Source organism: Algoriphagus faecimaris (assembly GCF_900101705.1).
GTDB classification, from domain to species: Bacteria; Bacteroidota; Bacteroidia; order Cytophagales; family Cyclobacteriaceae; genus Algoriphagus; species Algoriphagus faecimaris.
The window spans coordinates 69,950-88,953 of sequence record NZ_FNAC01000014.1; the positions used below are offsets into that span (position 1 = coordinate 69,950).

22 protein-coding genes are annotated in these 19,004 nt (G+C 42.4%); 6 read left to right on the forward strand and 16 right to left on the reverse strand.

Going from position 1 to position 19,004, the window contains the following annotated elements; genetic code table 11:
• Positions 1 to 56: 56 nt before the first annotated feature.
• From dtd to BLQ57_RS09270, 5 genes are read right to left on the reverse strand one after another with little or no spacing between them, the layout of a single operon-like run.
• Positions 57 to 509: a D-aminoacyl-tRNA deacylase gene (gene dtd, locus BLQ57_RS09250; protein ID WP_087938972.1), complete on the reverse strand. Its 453-nt coding sequence runs from the start codon at positions 507 to 509 to the stop codon at positions 57 to 59.
• A 3-nt stretch (positions 510 to 512) separates the two neighbouring features.
• The gene (locus BLQ57_RS09255) at positions 513 to 1,235 is read right to left on the reverse strand and encodes a Rossmann-fold NAD(P)-binding domain-containing protein (RefSeq protein WP_087938973.1); all 723 of its coding nucleotides are present in this window, start codon (positions 1,233 to 1,235) and stop codon (positions 513 to 515) included.
• A complete protein-coding gene (locus tag BLQ57_RS09260) occupies positions 1,232 to 1,861 on the reverse strand; it encodes a thioredoxin family protein (RefSeq protein WP_240507776.1) in 630 nt (209 codons plus the stop codon). The genes BLQ57_RS09255 and BLQ57_RS09260 overlap by 4 nt, the downstream gene beginning before the upstream one ends.
• A 32-nt stretch (positions 1,862 to 1,893) precedes the next feature.
• Positions 1,894 to 2,307 carry a YkvA family protein gene (locus BLQ57_RS09265; protein WP_087938974.1) on the reverse strand — a complete coding sequence of 138 codons (414 nt, stop codon included), beginning with the start codon at positions 2,305 to 2,307 and terminating at the stop codon, positions 1,894 to 1,896.
• 11 nt (positions 2,308 to 2,318) lie between these two features.
• A complete protein-coding gene (locus BLQ57_RS09270; protein ID WP_317042221.1) occupies positions 2,319 to 2,843 on the reverse strand; it encodes a DUF7935 family protein in 525 nt (174 codons plus the stop codon).
• Positions 2,844 to 2,953: 110 nt separating this feature from the next.
• On the opposite strand from BLQ57_RS09270, the gene BLQ57_RS09275 reads away from it, so the two are divergent.
• The 3 genes from BLQ57_RS09275 to BLQ57_RS09285 all read left to right on the forward strand — a co-directional run bounded on the left by BLQ57_RS09275 (position 2,954) and on the right by BLQ57_RS09285 (position 4,452).
• Positions 2,954 to 3,268: a HesB/IscA family protein gene (locus BLQ57_RS09275; RefSeq protein ID WP_087938975.1), complete on the forward strand. Its 315-nt coding sequence runs from the start codon at positions 2,954 to 2,956 to the stop codon at positions 3,266 to 3,268.
• 31 nt (positions 3,269 to 3,299) lie between these two features.
• The gene (locus tag BLQ57_RS09280; protein ID WP_240507777.1) at positions 3,300 to 3,797 is read left to right on the forward strand and encodes a DUF6265 family protein; all 498 of its coding nucleotides are present in this window, start codon (positions 3,300 to 3,302) and stop codon (positions 3,795 to 3,797) included.
• Between the two features lie 121 nt (positions 3,798 to 3,918).
• Positions 3,919 to 4,452 (forward strand): DUF4136 domain-containing protein, encoded by a 534-nt coding sequence (locus tag BLQ57_RS09285; protein ID WP_087938977.1) that lies wholly within the window; start codon positions 3,919 to 3,921, stop codon positions 4,450 to 4,452.
• A 44-nt stretch (positions 4,453 to 4,496) separates the two neighbouring features.
• Here the strand turns inward: BLQ57_RS09285 and BLQ57_RS09290 are convergent, their stop codons facing one another.
• The 5 genes from BLQ57_RS09290 to BLQ57_RS09310 are packed head-to-tail and all read right to left on the reverse strand — an operon-like array spanning position 4,497 to position 8,095.
• Entirely contained in the window at positions 4,497 to 4,955 is a 459-nt protein-coding gene (locus BLQ57_RS09290) for a DUF4268 domain-containing protein (protein WP_087938978.1), read from the reverse strand.
• 3 nt (positions 4,956 to 4,958) lie between these two features.
• Positions 4,959 to 5,822: a ChaN family lipoprotein gene (locus BLQ57_RS09295; RefSeq protein ID WP_087938979.1), complete on the reverse strand. Its 864-nt coding sequence runs from the start codon at positions 5,820 to 5,822 to the stop codon at positions 4,959 to 4,961.
• Positions 5,815 to 6,180, reverse strand: a complete 366-nt coding sequence (folB, locus tag BLQ57_RS09300; RefSeq protein ID WP_087938980.1) for a dihydroneopterin aldolase — start codon at positions 6,178 to 6,180, stop codon at positions 5,815 to 5,817. Before folB ends, BLQ57_RS09295 begins: the two co-directional genes overlap by 8 nt.
• Complete coding sequence (locus BLQ57_RS09305; RefSeq protein ID WP_087938981.1) at positions 6,180 to 7,178, reverse strand: DivIVA domain-containing protein; 999 nt, start codon at positions 7,176 to 7,178, stop codon at positions 6,180 to 6,182. The genes folB and BLQ57_RS09305 overlap by 1 nt, the downstream gene beginning before the upstream one ends.
• Positions 7,175 to 8,095 (reverse strand): WD40 repeat domain-containing protein, encoded by a 921-nt coding sequence (locus BLQ57_RS09310; protein ID WP_087938982.1) that lies wholly within the window; start codon positions 8,093 to 8,095, stop codon positions 7,175 to 7,177. Before BLQ57_RS09310 ends, BLQ57_RS09305 begins: the two co-directional genes overlap by 4 nt.
• Positions 8,096 to 8,131: 36 nt before the next feature.
• On the opposite strand from BLQ57_RS09310, the gene BLQ57_RS09315 reads away from it, so the two are divergent.
• Both BLQ57_RS09315 and BLQ57_RS09320 read left to right on the forward strand, forming a co-directional pair.
• Positions 8,132 to 8,761 carry a 4'-phosphopantetheinyl transferase family protein gene (locus tag BLQ57_RS09315; protein ID WP_087938983.1) on the forward strand — a complete coding sequence of 210 codons (630 nt, stop codon included), beginning with the start codon at positions 8,132 to 8,134 and terminating at the stop codon, positions 8,759 to 8,761.
• 52 nt (positions 8,762 to 8,813) lie between these two features.
• Positions 8,814 to 9,389: a redoxin domain-containing protein gene (locus BLQ57_RS09320; protein ID WP_087938984.1), complete on the forward strand. Its 576-nt coding sequence runs from the start codon at positions 8,814 to 8,816 to the stop codon at positions 9,387 to 9,389.
• Here BLQ57_RS09320 and BLQ57_RS09325 read toward each other — a convergent pair.
• The 3 genes from BLQ57_RS09325 to BLQ57_RS09335 form a co-directional block, all read right to left on the reverse strand.
• A complete protein-coding gene (locus BLQ57_RS09325) occupies positions 9,386 to 10,228 on the reverse strand; it encodes a transglutaminase-like domain-containing protein (protein WP_087938985.1) in 843 nt (280 codons plus the stop codon). The genes BLQ57_RS09320 and BLQ57_RS09325 overlap by 4 nt on opposite strands.
• Before the next feature lie 40 nt (positions 10,229 to 10,268).
• Positions 10,269 to 11,894, reverse strand: coding sequence for an acyl-CoA carboxylase subunit beta (locus BLQ57_RS09330; protein WP_087938986.1), 1,626 nt, complete (start codon positions 11,892 to 11,894; stop codon positions 10,269 to 10,271).
• 122 nt (positions 11,895 to 12,016) lie between these two features.
• Positions 12,017 to 12,817, reverse strand: coding sequence for an N-acetylmuramoyl-L-alanine amidase family protein (locus BLQ57_RS09335; RefSeq protein WP_087938987.1), 801 nt, complete (start codon positions 12,815 to 12,817; stop codon positions 12,017 to 12,019).
• On the opposite strand from BLQ57_RS09335, the gene BLQ57_RS09340 reads away from it, so the two are divergent.
• Positions 12,816 to 15,602 (forward strand): putative LPS assembly protein LptD, encoded by a 2,787-nt coding sequence (locus BLQ57_RS09340; protein WP_394331260.1) that lies wholly within the window; start codon positions 12,816 to 12,818, stop codon positions 15,600 to 15,602. The two genes, BLQ57_RS09335 and BLQ57_RS09340, sit on opposite strands and share 2 nt — an antisense overlap.
• A gap of 32 nt (positions 15,603 to 15,634) precedes the next feature.
• On the opposite strand, the gene BLQ57_RS09345 is transcribed toward BLQ57_RS09340, so the two are convergent.
• From BLQ57_RS09345 to BLQ57_RS09355, 3 genes are read right to left on the reverse strand one after another with little or no spacing between them, the layout of a single operon-like run.
• Positions 15,635 to 15,985, reverse strand: a complete 351-nt coding sequence (locus BLQ57_RS09345) for a Spx/MgsR family RNA polymerase-binding regulatory protein (RefSeq protein WP_087938988.1) — start codon at positions 15,983 to 15,985, stop codon at positions 15,635 to 15,637.
• 13 nt (positions 15,986 to 15,998) lie between these two features.
• Positions 15,999 to 17,294, reverse strand: coding sequence for a glutamate-1-semialdehyde 2,1-aminomutase (gene hemL, locus BLQ57_RS09350; protein WP_087938989.1), 1,296 nt, complete (start codon positions 17,292 to 17,294; stop codon positions 15,999 to 16,001).
• Between the two features lie 3 nt (positions 17,295 to 17,297).
• On the reverse strand, positions 17,298 to 18,953 hold the full coding sequence (locus BLQ57_RS09355; protein ID WP_087938990.1) for a type 1 periplasmic-binding domain-containing protein: 1,656 nt from the start codon (positions 18,951 to 18,953) through the stop codon (positions 17,298 to 17,300).
• Between the last annotated feature and the right edge of the window lie 51 nt (positions 18,954 to 19,004).

Sequence of the window (19,004 nt, forward strand, 5' to 3'; positions counted from 1 at the left end):
TTTGGTTTAAAAAACTACCTGATCAATTTTTAAAAAGTGCCTTGGGAGTAAAAAAACTATGCTTTGTTTTTCGAATCCACTACGATCGTCACAGGACCATCATTGACCAAAGCTACCTTCATATCCGCACCAAATTCGCCTGTGCCGATCTTCTTGCCCAACTCTCTTTCCAGGCTTTGAATCATGGACTCATAAAGCGGAATAGCCACATCCGGCTTGGCGGCTTTGATATAGGAGGGTCTATTGCCTTTTTTGGTACTGGCATGAAGGGTAAACTGAGAAATAAGCAAAATTTCCCCATTGATGTCGAGTAAACTTCTATTCATCACGCCCGCTTCATCCGGGAATATCCTCATATTCACGATCTTCTTGCTCAGCCAATCAATATCTTCTTGCCCATCAGCATCTTCTATTCCCAATAATAACATCAAGCCTACACCTATTTCAGCCTTGATTTTTCCATCAATTTTTACCGAAGACTCCGAAACGCGCTGGATTACTACAATCATGTTTTACTTCTTACTTAAATCCTGCATATCGCCCGAACTATAGATTTCAAACTTGGAATTCTTCTCTCCCAATGCCACCTTCACCATTGACTTGGCTACTTGATGATCATAAATGGGTCTGAAATTTTTAAACAAGCTAAGCCAAACCAAAGGCTTCATCAGAATGCTTGCCACTTGCTCTCCAAACCTGAACTCCGACCGGTTTCCAAGCAGCAAAGAGGGACGAAAGATATGGAGCTGCTCTAAGCCCACCTCCTGAAGATCATTTTCAGTCTTTCCTTTGACCTGATTGTAAAAAATGGAAGATGTAGCATCTGCACCCATGGCCGAAACTACCATAAACTTAGAACATCCCAGCTTTTTGAGCCACTTGGCAAAGAATAAGACAAGGTCATGGTCCACGGCATAAAAAGCTTCTTTCGAACCGGCATTTTTGATCGTGGTACCCAAGGAGCAAAAACCCAAAATGGCTGCTTCTCCTGATTCAATCGCCGAAACCAAAGCTTGATATTCACCTCCCAAAGATTGCGAGTTGATTTGATCCTGCCAGTCCCAAAACTCCAAGTCGGTCATATTCCCTTCCAGCTGAATCAATTTTTGATGCTTAAGGGCAAGTTTCCGCCTACCCACACTCAAAACATAGTCGACTTTACTGTTTTTCAAAAGTTGATGCAAAAGCTGCATCCCGATCAAACCGGAAGTACCGGAGAGTATTGCTATTTTCATAAATCAAAGGCTTGATCAAAGCAAGCTGTGAGTTCTTTTCCCAAGGTATGGTTTTTATCTCTAGCATACCAAAGGTGAACCTCCTGTACGAATTCCTTAAATGTTTTCCCCTTAGGGTCTGATTTAAATTCACGCTGCTTCTCCATCAGGATGGCAGGCTTTGGACCCCATGTAAAATAATTTTTTTGTAGTCCAGGGCTGAGTGAAACCAACTTTGGAATCGAACGGGCTCCATTAGTAAGGTAAAGATCCATAATCTCGGGATACTCATCTCGAAGAATAAATCGAAGCTGTATATCCGGATTGAATTCTGCCAACTTGACCATGTAAGGGATTGTCTGAGCAGCGTCTCCACACCAAGCCTCCGTAATCACCATCCACACCTGAGGAGGAAGCTGCTTTACTTTATCCGCTATCTCAGAATCGATTTTGATGGTCTTATCCCAGCGTTTCATTCGCTGTATAGCCATTTGGGTATACTCCAAATAAGCCTCAGACTGATTTGGCCCGGTGGTTTTGCCCTGCGAAAAAAGTGTATCGACAAGGTCTTTGTATTCGATATAAGTCATGGCCTCAGCGACCACTTCCGGCATAATCTTATGTACTTGCACTACTTGATCCAACATCTACTTTAGATTTTGGAGATAAACAGCCATGATCAAATCTGAGTTCGCTCCCAATCCAAAAATTGATCTATTTCATCTTTTACCTTGGCATAAACTGCCAAAATAACAGAAAGATCATCGGCATAACCGAAAAAACCCAAAAAGTCGGGGATAATATCCACCGGTGAAAGGAAATATACCAAGGCCAAGATAATCAGACCCAATGTGGTAGACGATAATTTATGATGTCCGGCAAAGTGGGCCTTGATCATCCGAATAAATACAGCAACAGGCTCAATAAGTTTCTTGATCCGAGGGTTGTTTTTAATGCCCGCTAGTTTGTTGGCCACATTAGCAATCAATTCTCTAACTTTCCCCTCCTGTCTGGCAAGGGCTTCCACTTGTTTTCCATAAAGGGATTTGGCTTTATCGAGCATTTGGCCGGCTTTTGATGTGAGTTCACTCATAAGTTATAGAATTAAAAATAAATATTGATTTCTGACTTGACCTGCTTGAGGGCATAGGCAATCGCATCGTTTTTTCGCTCGAGCGACTGTGCAAATATAGCTTTTGCCAAGTCCATTCCACTTGCTTCCTTGTCTAAGCTCTGTCGACTCAAGTTAATGATGGTCGTCACTTCCTCCACTGCTCTTTTGACTGCCTCCCAAGTCTCTTCGGAAAAATATACCTGCTGAGAAAAATTGTGGCTAAACTCCTCTCTGACCTCGCTTAATAAAACAGTGTGCAACTCAGCTGCAGTCATTCCTCCTGAATTGATTCTTCTTACGAGATGGTTGGGGGTGATTCGCTCGAGCAGTAAGCTCAAGCGTTCAGCAGCTTGAAGTCGGACGGGAAGGACAACTTGGGTATTTTGTGTCTTTAGATCGATTAACATTTTTTCGCGATCCTTGGCGATAAAAGATACGATCACCAGATACATCCCATAGAGCACTACGCCTGCGGGAAGCAAAATTTTCAATAAATCAATCAAGTATTCCATCATTGGGTTAATTAAGTTCGAATATCCAAAATTTATCCCGTCCTAAAAACGGAAGTCTGTGTAAATTTGATTCCCATTGCGAACCAATTTCTTGCCAAAATCATTCGAATAGCATGCTCGTACCGATTACCATCACCGAAAAAGCAGAAGCTGAGATCAAAAATATCATGGCCCACAAAAATATTCCTGCAGAATACCATCTCCGAGTAGGAGTCAAAGGCGGAGGATGTGGCGGAATGGCCTATGCCTTAGGATTTGATAAAGTCAAAGAGGACGATCAGCAATTTGAAATCAAAGGGATTCCGGTATTGATCGAAAAAAAACACTACATGTTTTTGATGGGCATGCAGATTGATTTTTTTGAAGGTGATGAAGCTCGTGGGTTTACTTTTGTCAATCCAGATATTCCCAAGCGACACGATCAGTGATTTTTTGTAGATTCGGTGAAAATTGGATCAGATGAAATCTATATTCCCTTTTGTTTTCTTTCTCTCAATGGCCTTAATCTGCCAAGGCCAAGAGGTCAAAACAGCTTCCGAGCACCAAATCCCTGGAAAAGGAAAAATTAGCAAACTTCAATGGCTCGTTGGCTATTGGGCTGGCACAGGGCTGGGAGGTGAGTGTGAGGAAGTCTGGATGCCTGCAGTGGATGGACAGATGATTGGAACCTTTCGATTTTGGAAAGAGGGAAAATTGGTTTTCTCTGAGTTCATGCATTTGATTCAAGAGGAAGAAAGCATCACTTTAAAACTCAAACACTTTAATCCCGATCTGAGCGGCTGGGAGGAAAAAGAAGAATGGACGACATTTTCACTTATCGAGCTTGGTGAGGAAAAAGCTTGGTTTGAAGGATTGACCATGGAGCGAAAAGGCGAGAAATTACTTATCTCCGTAGAATTGGGTGAAAAAGGAGTAAGCCGCATAGAAAAGTTTAGCTACAGCAAAAAAACGCTTTAGGTCGCATTATCAAAAACACTCGTAAAGGCAAGTTCAAACCCTTGAAAATAAACTGGTTTTAGTAACCAAAAAGTTAAAAAGAGCGTATTAAATCTTATTATTTAGCCTGATCCCGTTGACCATGAAAAACCTTCTCCTTCTTGCCCTTGTCCTTTTTGTTTTTGCCTCTTGCAAAGTCACCGACTCCATTACTGCCGATAGCAGTAAAAACTCCCCTGATCAATTGGAGTACGATCTTGTCAGCAAACCTATTGATCTATCCAATAAGAAGACCTTTAAGGTTATAACCAAATCAGACGCTTCTAAGGATATCGTGCAGCTGAATAAATATTTTGAGAAGAAATTGCTGGAAAATGGATTACTCGAAGTTGAGGAGCATCCTGAACTTTTGGTTCAAAGCGTAATCGCCTCCATCAATTACGAAAAAGAAGAACTGGGCTATAGTGGCGGTGTGGGGTTAACGGGTAACAGTCCTTACTCCCCACCTTATCAGGTACCAGGAAAATACGGAAAAGTGATTTTCCTCATCCAAGACGCAAAAACTAATGAAGTATTATGGATGGGAACAGGAACGGGTATCTTAACGGCCAATGGAGTGCTCAATACCAAGGTCCTAAAAACCACCCTTGATGAATTGATCGCTGGATTGAGGTAAGTACTTGAGAAAAATTAATCTATAAAAGTTGGGCTTGATTTTCACTAATAATTTTCAAATCCCGGCTTGACCAAATCCCAAAATTCATCCAAGGCGATAATTCTTGGTTTGAGAAAAGAAATTATCTCCGGCCAATCCTTTTCCTCCATAACATTCAGCCCCTCTTTCACCTTTTCGACTTTTGAGATGAATTGTCCAAATTCATTTTCCTGATGCAGCTTCCAAGTCCACTCCTCCCCAACTTGGTTTTCCAAAATTCGCTTAAACTGCATAAACTGATCATAAAAAAGCTCCTGCAATTCTGTGTCGGAATGGGTGATTTCTATACCGATTGAAGCAAAATCCCGCTCCGCTCTCATCCGAAAATAAATGTCCTTTACTCCGGTTTTGTAGTTAGGCCAGTTGATACGGCGTCCCGCTGCATTGGGCACGGGTTTCATGTATTGACCAAATCGTATCCAAAATTCCTTACGGATTCGGGAAGTTTCGGCTTTGGAATACATGTGTCAATAAGATTTATGGGAGTCTTTAGGAAGAACCAAAATAAATTCACCTCCATTCGTATTTTGGTCATCCAAGTGCTCCAGCTGATCCTGCTCTACGGTGTGAATATTGATTATTTTGATGGTGGGAAGCTCTCTTTTCAAATACCACAGTATCCCCTCTCCTTCCTTGCTATGGTAGGAGCCATTGACGTGAAATACTTGTTTTTGATCCCTCAAATAGGCAAAAAGCGACTCTGCCATGGTTGCGTCTTTCAGGGCTTGCGCCTGTATCATATAGTCGGAGTTACCCGGAGCGCCATGCATCATTCCTTTCATGGCTGCATAGCCGGGCAGGTTCATATCTACCTCAATGGGAAGCTTCGCAAAATAGGCCTTTGCCGAATCGCTGAGGGAATCTAAAGCTAATAAACCAGACCTGCTCACTAGAGAAGCGTATCGGCGGGGAACATTGGCTGCTATAAATGGAATCTGATTTTCTTTGGCAAATAGCATGAGCGGCTTGTAGTCAGTGGAGTAATTATTCCACAACTTGGCCTCCACTTCAAAGTTTTTATCTGTGATTTTGCCTGCCATCCATTCCTCTATGATCAGCTGATCATCCCGCTCAAAAAACTCTGATGCAAAAACCAGATCGGGATTTGCTTTGGAAAGCTCCTTCAACACTTGCAGCTGAAGCCAGTGTGCGAGACTATTGTCATGAAGTTCTCCAAAGAAAATGACATCAGCTTGTTTCACTTCAGCCATCATTTTGGCGAAGGTAATTTTATTGCCAGAGGGATCAAATACCTGATAGGCGAGCCCTTGACTCAGGGCAGAGGAAACAGCGAAAGAAAAACTCAGCAAAAGCAATAAAAAACTACGCATAGTCTTCGGGGTATTGAATCTGAACAGCAGAGTACTTTACCAAGCCTCCTAAAGCAGGTCCGTGCTTTTTCAGGGTCAGTCGGACTTGCTTAGTCTTGGGATAGGCCTCCAAAATATCACTTACTATCATATGGCCTAAATGTTCCAAAAGCTTGACTTTGACGTCCATTCTGGCTTTGATTAATTTATACAGTTTTGAATAATCCACCGTGGCACTAAGCTCATCGTGAAGCATGGCTTCCTTGAAATCAGTCTCAAGTTCTAAGTCCAAGGTGAAGCGATTTCCTAAGATGGATTCTTCGGGGTAAGCTCCATGATAGGCATGAAACTCTATTCCTTCAAGCGCTACTTTTCCCATTAGTCAAATTGGTCAAAAAATGAACCGGATTGCTTCTTGGGATCTTCCTCTTTTTCTTCAGGTTCAGCTTTGGATTCAGCCGCTGGAGTTTTACTTTTTTCCTGATTTTTTGTCAGTTCATCTTCTTCTGCTTTTTCTTGCTTTTCTTCACTTTGATCAGATTCAGATATACTCACTTCTTCTTCAGAGCTACTCGCCACTGACTGCTGATCCTCTAAGGACTCTTCCTCATCAGGCTTGACGTCAGGCGAAGCATCATGAAGTTCGATTTCCAATTCCTCTTCGATTATTTCCATTTCGGCGATGGGATCCTCCGTATTGACTTCAGGAGCGTACTCCACATGCTGATTGATTTGGGAGGTGAGGTGATCCAAATTAGCAAAAGTAAAAGCTTGAGAACGACTCAATTCGTCTATAGCTCTCTGATGGGCTTTGGCATCGATTCTGGAGAAATGCGCCTCGGAAAGGTCGATTTGATTGAGGGTATCTTGAGATATTCGCTTCAAGCTTTTTACCAAGGCTTCTCTTTGCTCAGCAAGTCCTTCATAAGATCTCACTAGCCCTTGCATACTTTCTCTCAGCTCCACGATTGTTTCCTTGGCTTTGAGTTCGGCCGCAGCAAGAATAGTGGCAGCCTGCTCTTCCACCTTTTTCTTTGCTTCTGCCATCATTTGGTTGACATGCTGGGTGGAATTGGTAGCTGTTTCATTGGCTTCAGCTATGATTTGATCTGCTGCCTCATTGGCCTCTTGAATGATTTCGGCTCCGGTATCTTCTGCTGTTTTCAGAGTTCTAAAAAGCGAATCTTCCACATCTTTGAGTCGCTTTGCCTCAGACTCGACTTGCTGCAACTTGCTTTTCAGCTCCAAGTTTTCCTGATGAAGTTGTTCTACTACTTGGCTTATTTCATCCAGAAAGGAACTGACTTCTTTTTTTTCATAACCTCGAAAAGCGGTTTCAAATGATTGCTGTCGTATAGCGGCGGGTGTGATTTTCATGGATTAGGGGATTCAATGTTCCAAATGGATATGGTACGGTCATCGGAGATAGCGATTACCTGCTGTGAATAACTACTCCAGACTACTTTATTTATTGAGGTGCCGTGTCCGGCATTTCTTGCTCTATCGATGACTTTGAGAAGTTTTCGCTCTTCTACATCCCATACCTTGATGGATTTATCCATAGAGCAGGTGACGAGGTATTTGCCATCTTCTCTGAAGGATAAATAATTAATGGCAAACATGTGAGCAATGATATTTTCGTCGAGTTGGTACTCCTGAGTATCCCAAAATTTCAAATGCGCATCCCGGGCCCCACTGATTAAGGTCTTTTCGTCGGGCGAGTAGCCCAGCGCAAAAACTGAATTGCTATGACCGATAAGGTTGCTGATCGGTTGATATTCTTTGGACTGATCGAGGATTTTTATGGTATGATCGGACAGCCCAAGCGCTAAGTGCTTTTTATCCTGGGCAAAAGCCATGACACGGATACTTTTTGAGCTGAGTTTGATATGTCTTTTGATTGCTTTGGTCTCCATATCTACCAAAATCAAAACCCCGTCTCCCGTGCCTACCAGTATTTCGTCTCCGATTACCTTGATGTCAAAAATCGCCTGATCGGTTATTTTCAGGGACCATATTTCTTTGTTTTCCTCTAGATCTATGATGTGGATCCCTTCGAAATTATGCCCTACAACCAGCCAATTTCTGACCCTATCAATGCCCAAGGCATAGACGGAATGGGGAAGCTTGGCAATGAGTTTTCCGTCTTCAGGATCGTCTAGGTCCCATTCGACCACCATTCCATCCCCTGAACCTGTATAGAAAAAACGAGGATCACTGCCCTCCACAAGTGCATAGATGCAATCATTGTGTCCAGTCAGTGTTCGAGATTTATTTACCAGAATTTTTCCCATATATTGGCTTCTACAAAAGCATCACCCTTTTGAGCTATGCAAACAAAAATAGAAAAAATAGATTCTTCTTCAGCCTTGGCTATCAAGATAATTGAAGAACAAGCCATAGAACACTTGGAATTTCTGAGTTTTAGGGAGAAACTTTCCCTAGCTAATATTTCTCATGAAGAAAAAAGAAAGGAATGGGCCACTGCTAGAATAGCTATAAAAGATACTTTAGATACTTTTCATTTGCCTTATCCGGGCTTTTTCAAAGACGAACATGGAAAGTCCTTAGCGATGAATGGAAATGGGTTTGTCTCGCTTACTCACACTGAGGGCATGGCTGCGGCGATTTTCCATCAAGATACTCCTGTGGGAATTGATATGGACTTGGTTCGTGAGAAAATCCTGAAAATAGGATACCGATTCTTGGACCCTGCCGAGGTAGATTTTCTGGAAAAAGATCCCGTTCATTATACCTTAGCTTGGTCTGCTAAGGAGTCCATCTTCAAATGTCAAGGGAAACGTGGGATTTCATTTCGGGAAAATATTCTTCTTGAACCCTTTGATAAAAAGAGCAACGCTATTTGGGGTAAAATCTACGGTACTGATCATGATGACCATCATTTTCAAGTGCGTGCCCGAGTGCTGGATCAGACTGTGCTCACTTACACCATTTGGTAAATGATGGTAAAATCGAGCATGATGTGGCCATTAAAGAAAAAATTATATAAGTATGAAATATCTTATTGCTGTACTCTTACTCGCCTCGTTTCAATTTTCTAGCTGGGGCCAGAATATAGGCTCCACTGAGCGAATCGACGCGATAAGTGGGAAGTCTATTTCCATTGAAAGCCTCTTAAAACAAAAGGCCTTGGTATTGATATTTCACAGTTTGGATTGTCCTTTTGCGAAAATGTATGAAGGAAGGATCAAAGCTCTCAGAAGCACTTTTCAAAATCAGGGAATTGATTTTGCGTTGATCAACCCAACTGCTGAAAGCAATTATCAACTGGAGCAAACACTTAAAAATTATATCGATGAGTCTGGTATCAATATGAACTACCTGATCGATGAGGAACTGAAGCTAGTTAAGCATTGGGAGATTACCAAGGTACCCGAAGTCATCGTCCTTGTAAAAAATGAAGAGGGGCTGGAGATTTTCTACAGAGGAGCTATTGACAATAATCCTCAAGCGGAAGCCGCGGTATCCGATAAATACCTGGAGAGAGCCCTTAACCAATTGCTAAAGGGCGAAAAACCCAGTCCCTCACAGGTACGCCCGACAGGCTGTAATGTCAAAAGTTTTTAGGATTCCAGAATCTGGATCATTGCTTTGATTTCCTCTACTTTTTCCACTTCACCTAGTTTTTCGAAAGAATGACTGAGATTTCGCAGTGACCTCAGGATAATCTGATAGGAATCCGTAGGCTCGAAAAACACGTCTTTCGGTTCTATTTTAAGGTGCTCCAGATAATTGTAGATATCCTGTCGTCTGAAAATCAAACCCTTGTTAAATGCATTGATATAGAACGTAATATCCTCAGACTTGTAGGTAAGCACAAAGAGATTAGGCAGGTTGACTCCGTAGATTGGAAGACCGAGTTTTTGAGCAACGAGGAGATAAATGGCACATAGGGAAATGGGATTTCCTTTTTTAGTATCCAATACTGACGCTAGCATGCTATTGGATGGAGAATGAAAATTTTTGGTATTCGCAGAAAATCTCAGCGTATTGAAGAGGACATTGTTGATAATTCGAATCTGATCGTAGGGTCCCAAGTCATTTTTGAATGCTGTCCATACCTCAAAATAAATTTGATGCATTTCGGCATTGAGCTTTTCAAATTCCAAATCAGGGTACTGATAGGTGTTAATGATCCAAAGGCCAGTGAGGAGGTCACGATCCTCACTGCTTTTCCAGTTTTCGAGTCTGGTCCGGAGTAGTGAAAATTGGAGCTCATGAACGAGCGTTTCGATTTCCTTTTGGATCTCTGGATTAAAGCTCTTCTCCCAAGACTCTTCCAGAAAAGGAATAATCTCCGTGCCCAAGGAGAAGATTTTATCTCTTACATGATTACGTACCTCTGCATCTGTATCATCCAAAAGGGATACTAAGGCATGCAATTCATTTGTATTCAGATCACTCATCAAATCTCAAATTAGACCAACTTAAATTACTGATTTTTGATTAGGTTTGGATCACTCCTACATTAAATCGCTCGGTGATCGGGGAATGATTAGCAGCTGCTATCCCCATACTGATGACCTTTCTGGTTTCTCTAGGATCTATCACTCCATCTACCCATAAACGGGCAGCAGCATAATAAGGACTCAACTCCTCATTGTACTTATCGGTAATTTCTTTAAGCAGTTGTTTCTCTTCTTCTGGTGTAATTTCTTGTTTACCTGCCTTTTTTAGTGAAGACACTTTGATTTGAAGCAGTGTTTTTGCGGCAGAGGCACCCGACATGACAGCCATTTGAGCTGTGGGCCAGGAGTAGATCAAGCGCGGATCGTAGGCTTTGCCACACATGGCATAGTTACCCGCCCCGTAAGAATTGCCTACGATTATTGTGAATTTTGGGACCACCGAGTTGGCCATGGCATTGACCATCTTGGCTCCGTCTTTGATAATTCCTCCATGTTCCGCCTTACTTCCTACCATGAATCCACTGACATCTTGAAGGAACACAAGAGGAATTTTCCGTTGATTACAATTCATGATAAAACGGGCAGCTTTATCAGCCGAGTCTGAATAAATCACTCCTCCCATCTGCATTTCACCTTTGGCCGTTTTAACAATTTTCCGCTGATTGGCTACGATTCCCACAGCCCAGCCATCTATTCTTGCCGTAGCACAGATGAGGGTCTTGCCATAGTCTTTTTTGTATTCGTCCAGTTCTCCTCCATCGACCAATCCACGAATAATTTCGAGCATATCGTATGGCTTTACACGATCCAATGGAAATTTTTGCAAAAGCTCATCCGCTGAATAAGCTGGCTTCTGAGATTCTGTCCTATCAAACCCTGCTTTTTCACTAGCGCCCAGTTTATCGAAAATTCGCTTGATGGCATTCAGACAATCTTGGTCTGTGTCGTATTTGTTGTCGGTTACACCGGAAATTTCGGAGTGGGTAGTAGCACCTCCTAGAGTTTCATTATCGACCGTCTCTCCAATAGCCGCCTTGACTAGATAAGACCCTGCAAGAAAAATCGAGCCTGTCTTATCCACAATCATAGCCTCATCAGACATGATGGGGAGGTAGGCGCCTCCCGCCACGCAGCTGCCCATGATAGCGGCTACTTGGATAATTCCGAGGGAGGACATTTTTGCATTATTTCTAAACTGTCTACCAAAATGCTCCTTATCCGGAAAAATTTCATTTTGCATAGGCAGAAATACCCCTGCACTATCGACGAGGTAAATGATAGGTAATTTATTTTCCATGGCCACTTCTTGGGCTCGGAGGTTCTTTTTGGCAGTCATGGGAAACCAAGCTCCCGCCTTCACTGTAGCGTCATTTGCTACGATGACTACCATTCTACCACTGACATACCCTATCCCGGTGACTACCCCGGCAGAAGGGCAGCCTCCCTCCTCTTCATACATACCATCGGCGGCAAATTCTCCGATTTCTAAAAACTCAGACTCCTTATCGATTAAATAAGCGATTCGTTCTCTTGCCGTCAATTTTCCTTTTTCATGTTCTTTGGCAATCCGCTTGGGACCACCTCCTTGACTGACTCGTTTTGATTTTTCTTGGAGAGTGGTCAAAAGAGCATCAAATGACACTGAAGTAGCTGTTTGGCTCATAATTACTATTTGGGTTTATTTATTTCAAACTCCAATCTACAAAAGGAAGTTTGGTTTATGCTAAACAACAAAGCCCTTTCCTACACTAGAAAAGGGCTAAAAGTCTGACTTTCAAAATAAAATCATTTTCCTTCGATTTGATTTTTATAGTCTCGGATAGATCGGAAAATTGCCGAGGCCATGTATTCCTGCCCGGTCTTACTCATCAGAAAGCGTTCTTCATTTGAATTGGAAAGGAATCCCAACTCCACCAAAACAGAAGGCATGGATGGGGTCCATAGCACATAAAATGGTCCCTGCTTGACTCCTCGGCTCTTACGACCTACTCTATTTTTGAATTGGGTTTCGATTTGATCGGCCAGTGTCACTGAATTTTCAAAATAAACCTTTGACATCAAATTAAACATCATGTAGGATTCAGGAGAAGTGGGATCAAAACCTTCGTAGTTTTCCTCATAATTATCCTCCAAAAGAATTACCGAATTTTCTCTTTTGACTATGTCAAAATTAGCTTCGAAATGCTTGGTACCCATCACAAAGGTCTCCGTCCCAAAAGCAGATTTATTCGCGGCCGAGTTGCTATGAATGGATACAAAGAGATCTGCTTTATTATTATTGGCGATTTGGGGTCTTTCTTTCAAAGTTGGGAAGCTGTCATCTTTTCGCGTGTACACGACCTCCACATCAGGCAAGTTTTCCTCGATATACTTCCCTACCAGTAGCGTTACAGCAAGGTTGATGTCTTTCTCTCGAGACCTAGATCCCAGATTACCAGGATCTTTGCCTCCATGACCTGCATCTAATACGATTTTTTTCATCCTAAAAGCAGGCATCATCGTTTCATTAGGAATAAAACCTCCAAAGACAAATGGAATTAATAAAATCAGACTTAGAATAAATTTTTTGTTTTTGGGCCGTTCCATGAGGGCAATAAAATTAACTTTACGCGAAATTTCACTCAAATTATCTAAAGCGCAAGCAACAGTGCAGGGATTTAGGCTCCTTTTATTTTGTTTTTTATCCTTACTCATTTTGCCAGAGCAGGTACTTGCTCAGCGAAGTGGTCGGGCTTTGGAAAAACCCCTCAGGGCTCCCGATACCTTGGGACTACCTCGTGTAGAAATACCGGATACACTTTCAATTGCTGCAGATACGCTTGCATTAACTGATTCGGCAAAAATTGTGCCTAGGAGTAGCATCACCTCAGAAATTACCTATCATGCGGAAGATAGTATCATTGCTGATTTTTTGACCAATAAGCTCTACCTATACAAGGAAGCATGGTTTGAATACGGTCAGATGAGACTCGATGCAGATGTGATAGTCATCGATTGGGAAAAATCAGAGCTTTATGCAAGTGGAGTCACGGATAGTTTGGGAAATATCAATGGCAACCCTTTCTTCAAAGACGGCAATCAGGTCTATGAAATCAGAAAGGAGATGCGCTATAATTTCAAAACTCAAAAGGCCATCATCAAAGATGTCGTCACCGAGCAGCAGGATGGAATCCTGAGAGGAGAAACCATCAAAAAAACCGATGATGGAAGTATCTACCTTGACCATGGCTATTATACTACCTGCAAGCTGACCGAGCCGCACTGGCATATCTCCTCTAACAAACTCAAATCAATCGAAGGAAAGCAGATCGTATCCGGACCATTCAATCTGTACTTTAACGGCATCCCTACACCGCTGGGACTGCCCTTTGGTATCATCCCGAATACGCCTGAAGAAAAAGCTTCTGGAATTATTTTCCCTAGCTACGGGGAAGAACAAGTCCGAGGCTTATTTCTGAGGGATTTTGGATACTATTTTGCTTTCAATGACTTTATCCACGCGAGAGTTACAGGGGATATCTATTCCAAAGGAAGCTGGGGAGTCAAATCTCAATCGGTTTACAAGAAAAGATATCGCTACAGTGGGGGATTCAATCTAGACTATCAAATCATCAAGTCCGCAGAAACTGATGAAAACCCTCTGGATACCCGAACCTTTCGTGTGACTTGGAATCATACTCCTGAGAGCCGGGGAACAGGTAGATTTTCAGCATCTGTCAATGCAGGAAGCACCAGCTACTTTAACAATGTGGTAAATCCCACCAACTTTCAAAATAATATTCAGTCGGATCTCCAATCGTCTGTCAACTATACCAAACAGTTTGCCGGTACCCCATTTTCGCTCTCCTCAAGTATGCAGCATTCCCAATCTGTCAGTACAGGAGAAGTCAGGCTTCGATTACCGACGCTCAATGTGAGTATGAACAGGCAGAACCCTTTTCAGAACGTGAAATTTGAGCCGCTCAAAACCCTTAACATTGCCTGGAATTTTGATTTCCAAAACTCAATTTCTAACAGAATTCAACCCCCCTCGCCCATTGATCCAGAGCTTGGCGGAAATAATACACCTCAGTTAATTCCATTCACGCCTGACAACTTTGGCCTATTATTGCGAAATGCAAATAACGGTGCACAGCACCGAATCCCAGTTCAGTCGACCTTCAACCTCTTCAAATATTTCACTGCAGCCGCATCGGCTAACATCACCGAACTTTGGTATTTGCAAAGGTTAAGCTACTTCTACAACCCTGCCTCCGAGAGGGTCGATCAAATCGTCGAAAACGGCTTTAATCGAGTGACTTTTTATACCAGCTCATTCAATTTGAATACCAATGTCTATGGATTTTTCAATTTCAAAAAGGGCAAAATACAAACCATAAGACAGCATTTGCAGCCTACTTTTGGCTTTAGCTACACTCCCGATTTTACAGATGAATCCTTTGGATACTTCCAACGCGTCCAGAATAATGCAAACGGCGACACAAGGCTATACAATAGACATCAAGGGTTTATTTTCGGAGGTGCACCTCAGGGTGAAGCCAGGTCTCTGACAATGTCCTTGAGAAGTGTATTGGAGGCCAAAATCAAAACCGACGAGGATAGCACTGCAGAAGCAAGTACCAAAAAAATACCATTACTGGAAAACCTGAGTATTAATTCATCCTACAATTTTGCAGCGGATTCTTTCCAGCTTTCTAATTTCAATATCAGTGCTAGAACCAGCTTTTTCGATCGAAAATTATCCATCAACCTTAGTAGTAATTTAGACCCCTATGCTACACGAACCTTCACCAATACTTCGGGTAATGAAATAGTTCGTCGGGTCAATCAATTTGCCTGGAAAAGCGGACAAGGGCTTGGTACGATCCGAAATGCCTCACTTAATATGAATGCATCGATCAATCCCGGAAATACCCAAAACCCCAATGAAGTTCGGGATGAATTGACCAATCAGTTTCTCCAACAAGGGGGTCAGATGAATGAATTTGTGGAGAGTCAAATCAATCAAATAGTCAATGACCCCAGTCAATACATCGACTGGAATATTCCTTGGAACCTGACAGTAGGCTACAACCTTGCCTACAGTAGACAGACCAATGGAAACACCAACATAACACAAGCGATGAACCTGTCAGGCGATGTTTCTTTGTCTGAAAAATGGAAAATCAACTTCAGCACAGGAGTGGATATTCAAGCTAAAAATATCACCCAATCTATGATTGGAATCGCTCGAGACTTGCATTGCTGGCAGATGAATGTCAATTGGGTTCCTTTCGGTCGATTTACCTCCTACAACATCGATATTCGAGTCAAGTCCAGTATCCTACAGGACCTCAAAGTATCAAGAAGGAGGTCGTTCTTTGATCGATAAGATCATCAACACGACCTCCTTAAAAACTCTTTTTAAAGCTTACTCGCTATCTCTTCCTCATTGAATCCCAAAGTAAGGCTGCCATCCGGATAAGTGATCACAGGCCGCTTAATCATACTGCTATGATCTACCAAAATCGGTAAAGCCGTTTCAGTAGATTCAAGAGCAGTTTTTTGATCCTCAGTCATTTTTCGATAGGTCATCCCTTTCTTGTTGACAAGGCTGGACAATTCGGTCTTCTCTAGAAATCCTGCAAGTAACTCTTGACTTGGTTGTTGTTTTTTGTAATCAATGAAATCATAACCTGCTCCCTTCGAATCTAAAAATTCAAAGGTTTTCTTCATGGTATTACAATTCTTGATTCCGTAAACTTTAATAGACATAGTAAATTTTTATTTAAGCTGAATGGATCTCTATCATACTTTCACGGTGCGCTTGAAGTATTTGTGTAATCAAATCATCTCTCAAAGCTGTGGATAAGAAAAGGCTTTCAAACTGAGAAGGCGCCAAATAAATACCTCGCTTCAACATGGCTTGGAAGTATTTTCCAAACAGCACGGTATCTGATTTTTTGGCCGATTCAAAATCCACCACAGGATCATTACTAAAAAACAAACTATACATACTTCCCAGATGGTTTACCGTATAGTTGTAGCCGAGCTCTAAGTTGATCTTCATGATTCCTTCGGCTATTTTTCGCCCTATGGTCAAAAGCTCACCGTAGAGTTCACGATGGTCATTAAGATGGTGAAGCATAGCAAGACCCGCTGCCATGGCGATGGGATTTCCTGATAGGGTTCCCGCTTGGTAAACTGGCCCGGCAGGAGATACATGTTCCATGATTTCCTTTTTTCCTCCGTAGGCCCCTACGGGCATTCCTCCTCCTATAATCTTACCCAGAGTAGTCATATCAGGAGTCACTCCGAAAAGTTCCTGTGCCCCGCCTGGAGCCAAGCGAAAACCAGTCATCACTTCATCAAAAATCAACACAATACCTTCACGCGTACAAATCTCTCTCAAGCCCTCCAAATAACCTGGCATCGGCGTCACTAATCCCATATTACCAGGGACTGGTTCCAAGATCAAAGCGGCAATTTCCCCCTTGTTGGCATCGACTAATTTCTCAATAGCCTCCAAGGAGTTATATGGAGCCAAAAGTGTATCCTTTGCCGTCCCTTTGGTCACTCCCGGTGAATCGGGATTCCCCATGGTAATGGCGCCCGATCCTGCAGAGATCAAAAATGAATCTCCATGCCCGTGGTAATGGCCCTCCATTTTAATGAATTTGTCACGTCCTGTATATCCGCGGGCCACTCGAATAGCTGACATGGTGGCTTCGGTACCGGAGTTGACCATCCGAACCTTCTCTACAGAGGGAACCATACTGACAATGAGTTCCGCTATTTCAATTTCCTTTGCCGTAGGTGCACCAAAGGAGGTTCCGCTATCCATCGCATCAATGACCGCCTCTCTGATGAGGTGATGATTATGCCCCAGAATCATCGGGCCCCAAGAATTGATCAGCTCAATGTATCCGTTGTCATTTTCGTCGAAAATAAATGCACCATCTGCTCGCTTGATGAAAATCGGATCACCGCCAACTGCTCGAAACGCACGAACTGGAGAATTGACTCCTCCTGGAATAAAATTCTGAGCATGGGCAAAAAGCCGCTTGCTTTCTGAAATATTCATGAATTAATTTATGGGTTTTAATTCTCCTGCTTCCAAACCGAAAACAGGAACGTATTGATTGGAATTGCTGTCTTTGTAATCAAAGCCCCAGGTTAGTCTACCAGGCAAAAAGTCTTTTTGTTTTAAATTTTCTCTTAATTCCCAGCCTGAACTAGCAGAGGAAAAGGAATCCAACCAATAAATCAACTCTGTGCCTAAAACTGAATTGACAGAAGGGAATACTAAATAGCGATCGTAAAACGCCCTTCTGTAGACCTCCATCTCCTCGGTACCAAAGTGGGGAGAATTGTTGGAAATAAAGTAGAAGTTTGGAAACTCGAGCATTTCATAATTGGCAAAATTAAATCCAAGCCAAGAATCCATCACTAAAATGGGAACCTCTGCCGTCACCGATTCGATATAGGACAAGGTCGGCTGCGCAATAGCAGGATCGTCCGAAAGCAAAATGACTTGATCTACCAAAACTTTAGCGCTATCCCTACTCGGCAAAATCCTTAAATCATTCAAAAAACTCGAAGCATTTCTCGGATTTAAAGAAGATTTCTGAATCAAATTAAATCCTTCGGCAGCTAGCTTTGCTTCTAAAAACTGGCTCAACTGCTCATCACGACTACTGTTTGAAAAACCTAAGGCCACTCGATTTCCCCAATTTCTCGCCTTTAGATTGCTGACGATTCCATTTGCTAAATCCTCTACAGATGGCCGGAAAAGGTAACTGAACGCCCTATCACTGAAGCGGTCTCCCAGATTGGAAAGGGGGTGAACGAAAGGAATTTTAGCATTTTCAGCAAAAGCACTGACTAAATCCGCCTCATCCGGATAGATGGGACCAATAATAAGGTCTGCATTGGCGATCGCAGGATCTTTGAGAATATTTCGAAGATGAGCCAAATCTCTTTTGGAGTCGAAGCTGACCAAATTTACTTTTTTTCCTTCCTTGACAAGCTGCCTTACTCCAAAGCGAATACCTTGAAATAATTCATAGGTAAAGGATCCCGGGTCCAATTTGCCAAATCGAGGATCTTTAGCATCTGTAAAAGGCAGAATGACCACTATGTCCAACACATCATTTTTTTTGCCTTGGCTGATACCTTCGATTCCCATTCCCTGCATCTCGTAGAAAAGTGAACGCTCGTCCGAAGAAAGTATATTTTTCTGGCTCAACACATTGCTCAATGCTGCCCGGTAAGCAGGCAAATCTTGGAACTCACGGATGTTTTGAGTGAGAAAAGTGGTACTGCTCTGAATTAAAAAATCGTACACCATATCCTGCATGGACTCATTCAGATCTGTTGATTGCAAATCCATGGCTATACGCAAAGCCTCAGTTCGCTGCTCATTTTGGAAGTAAGCCTTGGCCAAAAGGTACTTTGACTGATTTTGGTTGGACCAAGACTGAGAGGCGAGTGGCTGAAGCCAACCAATAGCCCTGTCGATTTGATTTAATTCCAAAGCCGCTGATGCGGAGTAAAAAGCAGCATACCGAGATAAATTCCCATATTCTTCAGGGTTTAAAAACTCCTGAAAAGCTTGAATCGCTTCAGTATAGCTTTGTGAGTTGAGTAATACTTTGGCCCGCTCAAATCCCTCAGGTAGGTTTTGAGATTGGAGCTGAAGGGAAAACAAAAAAAACGCTAGTAAAAAGAAGATCTTTTGCATGTATATGGGATATAGCTAGACGGTGGGACAAATTTAAACCATTATTTCCAA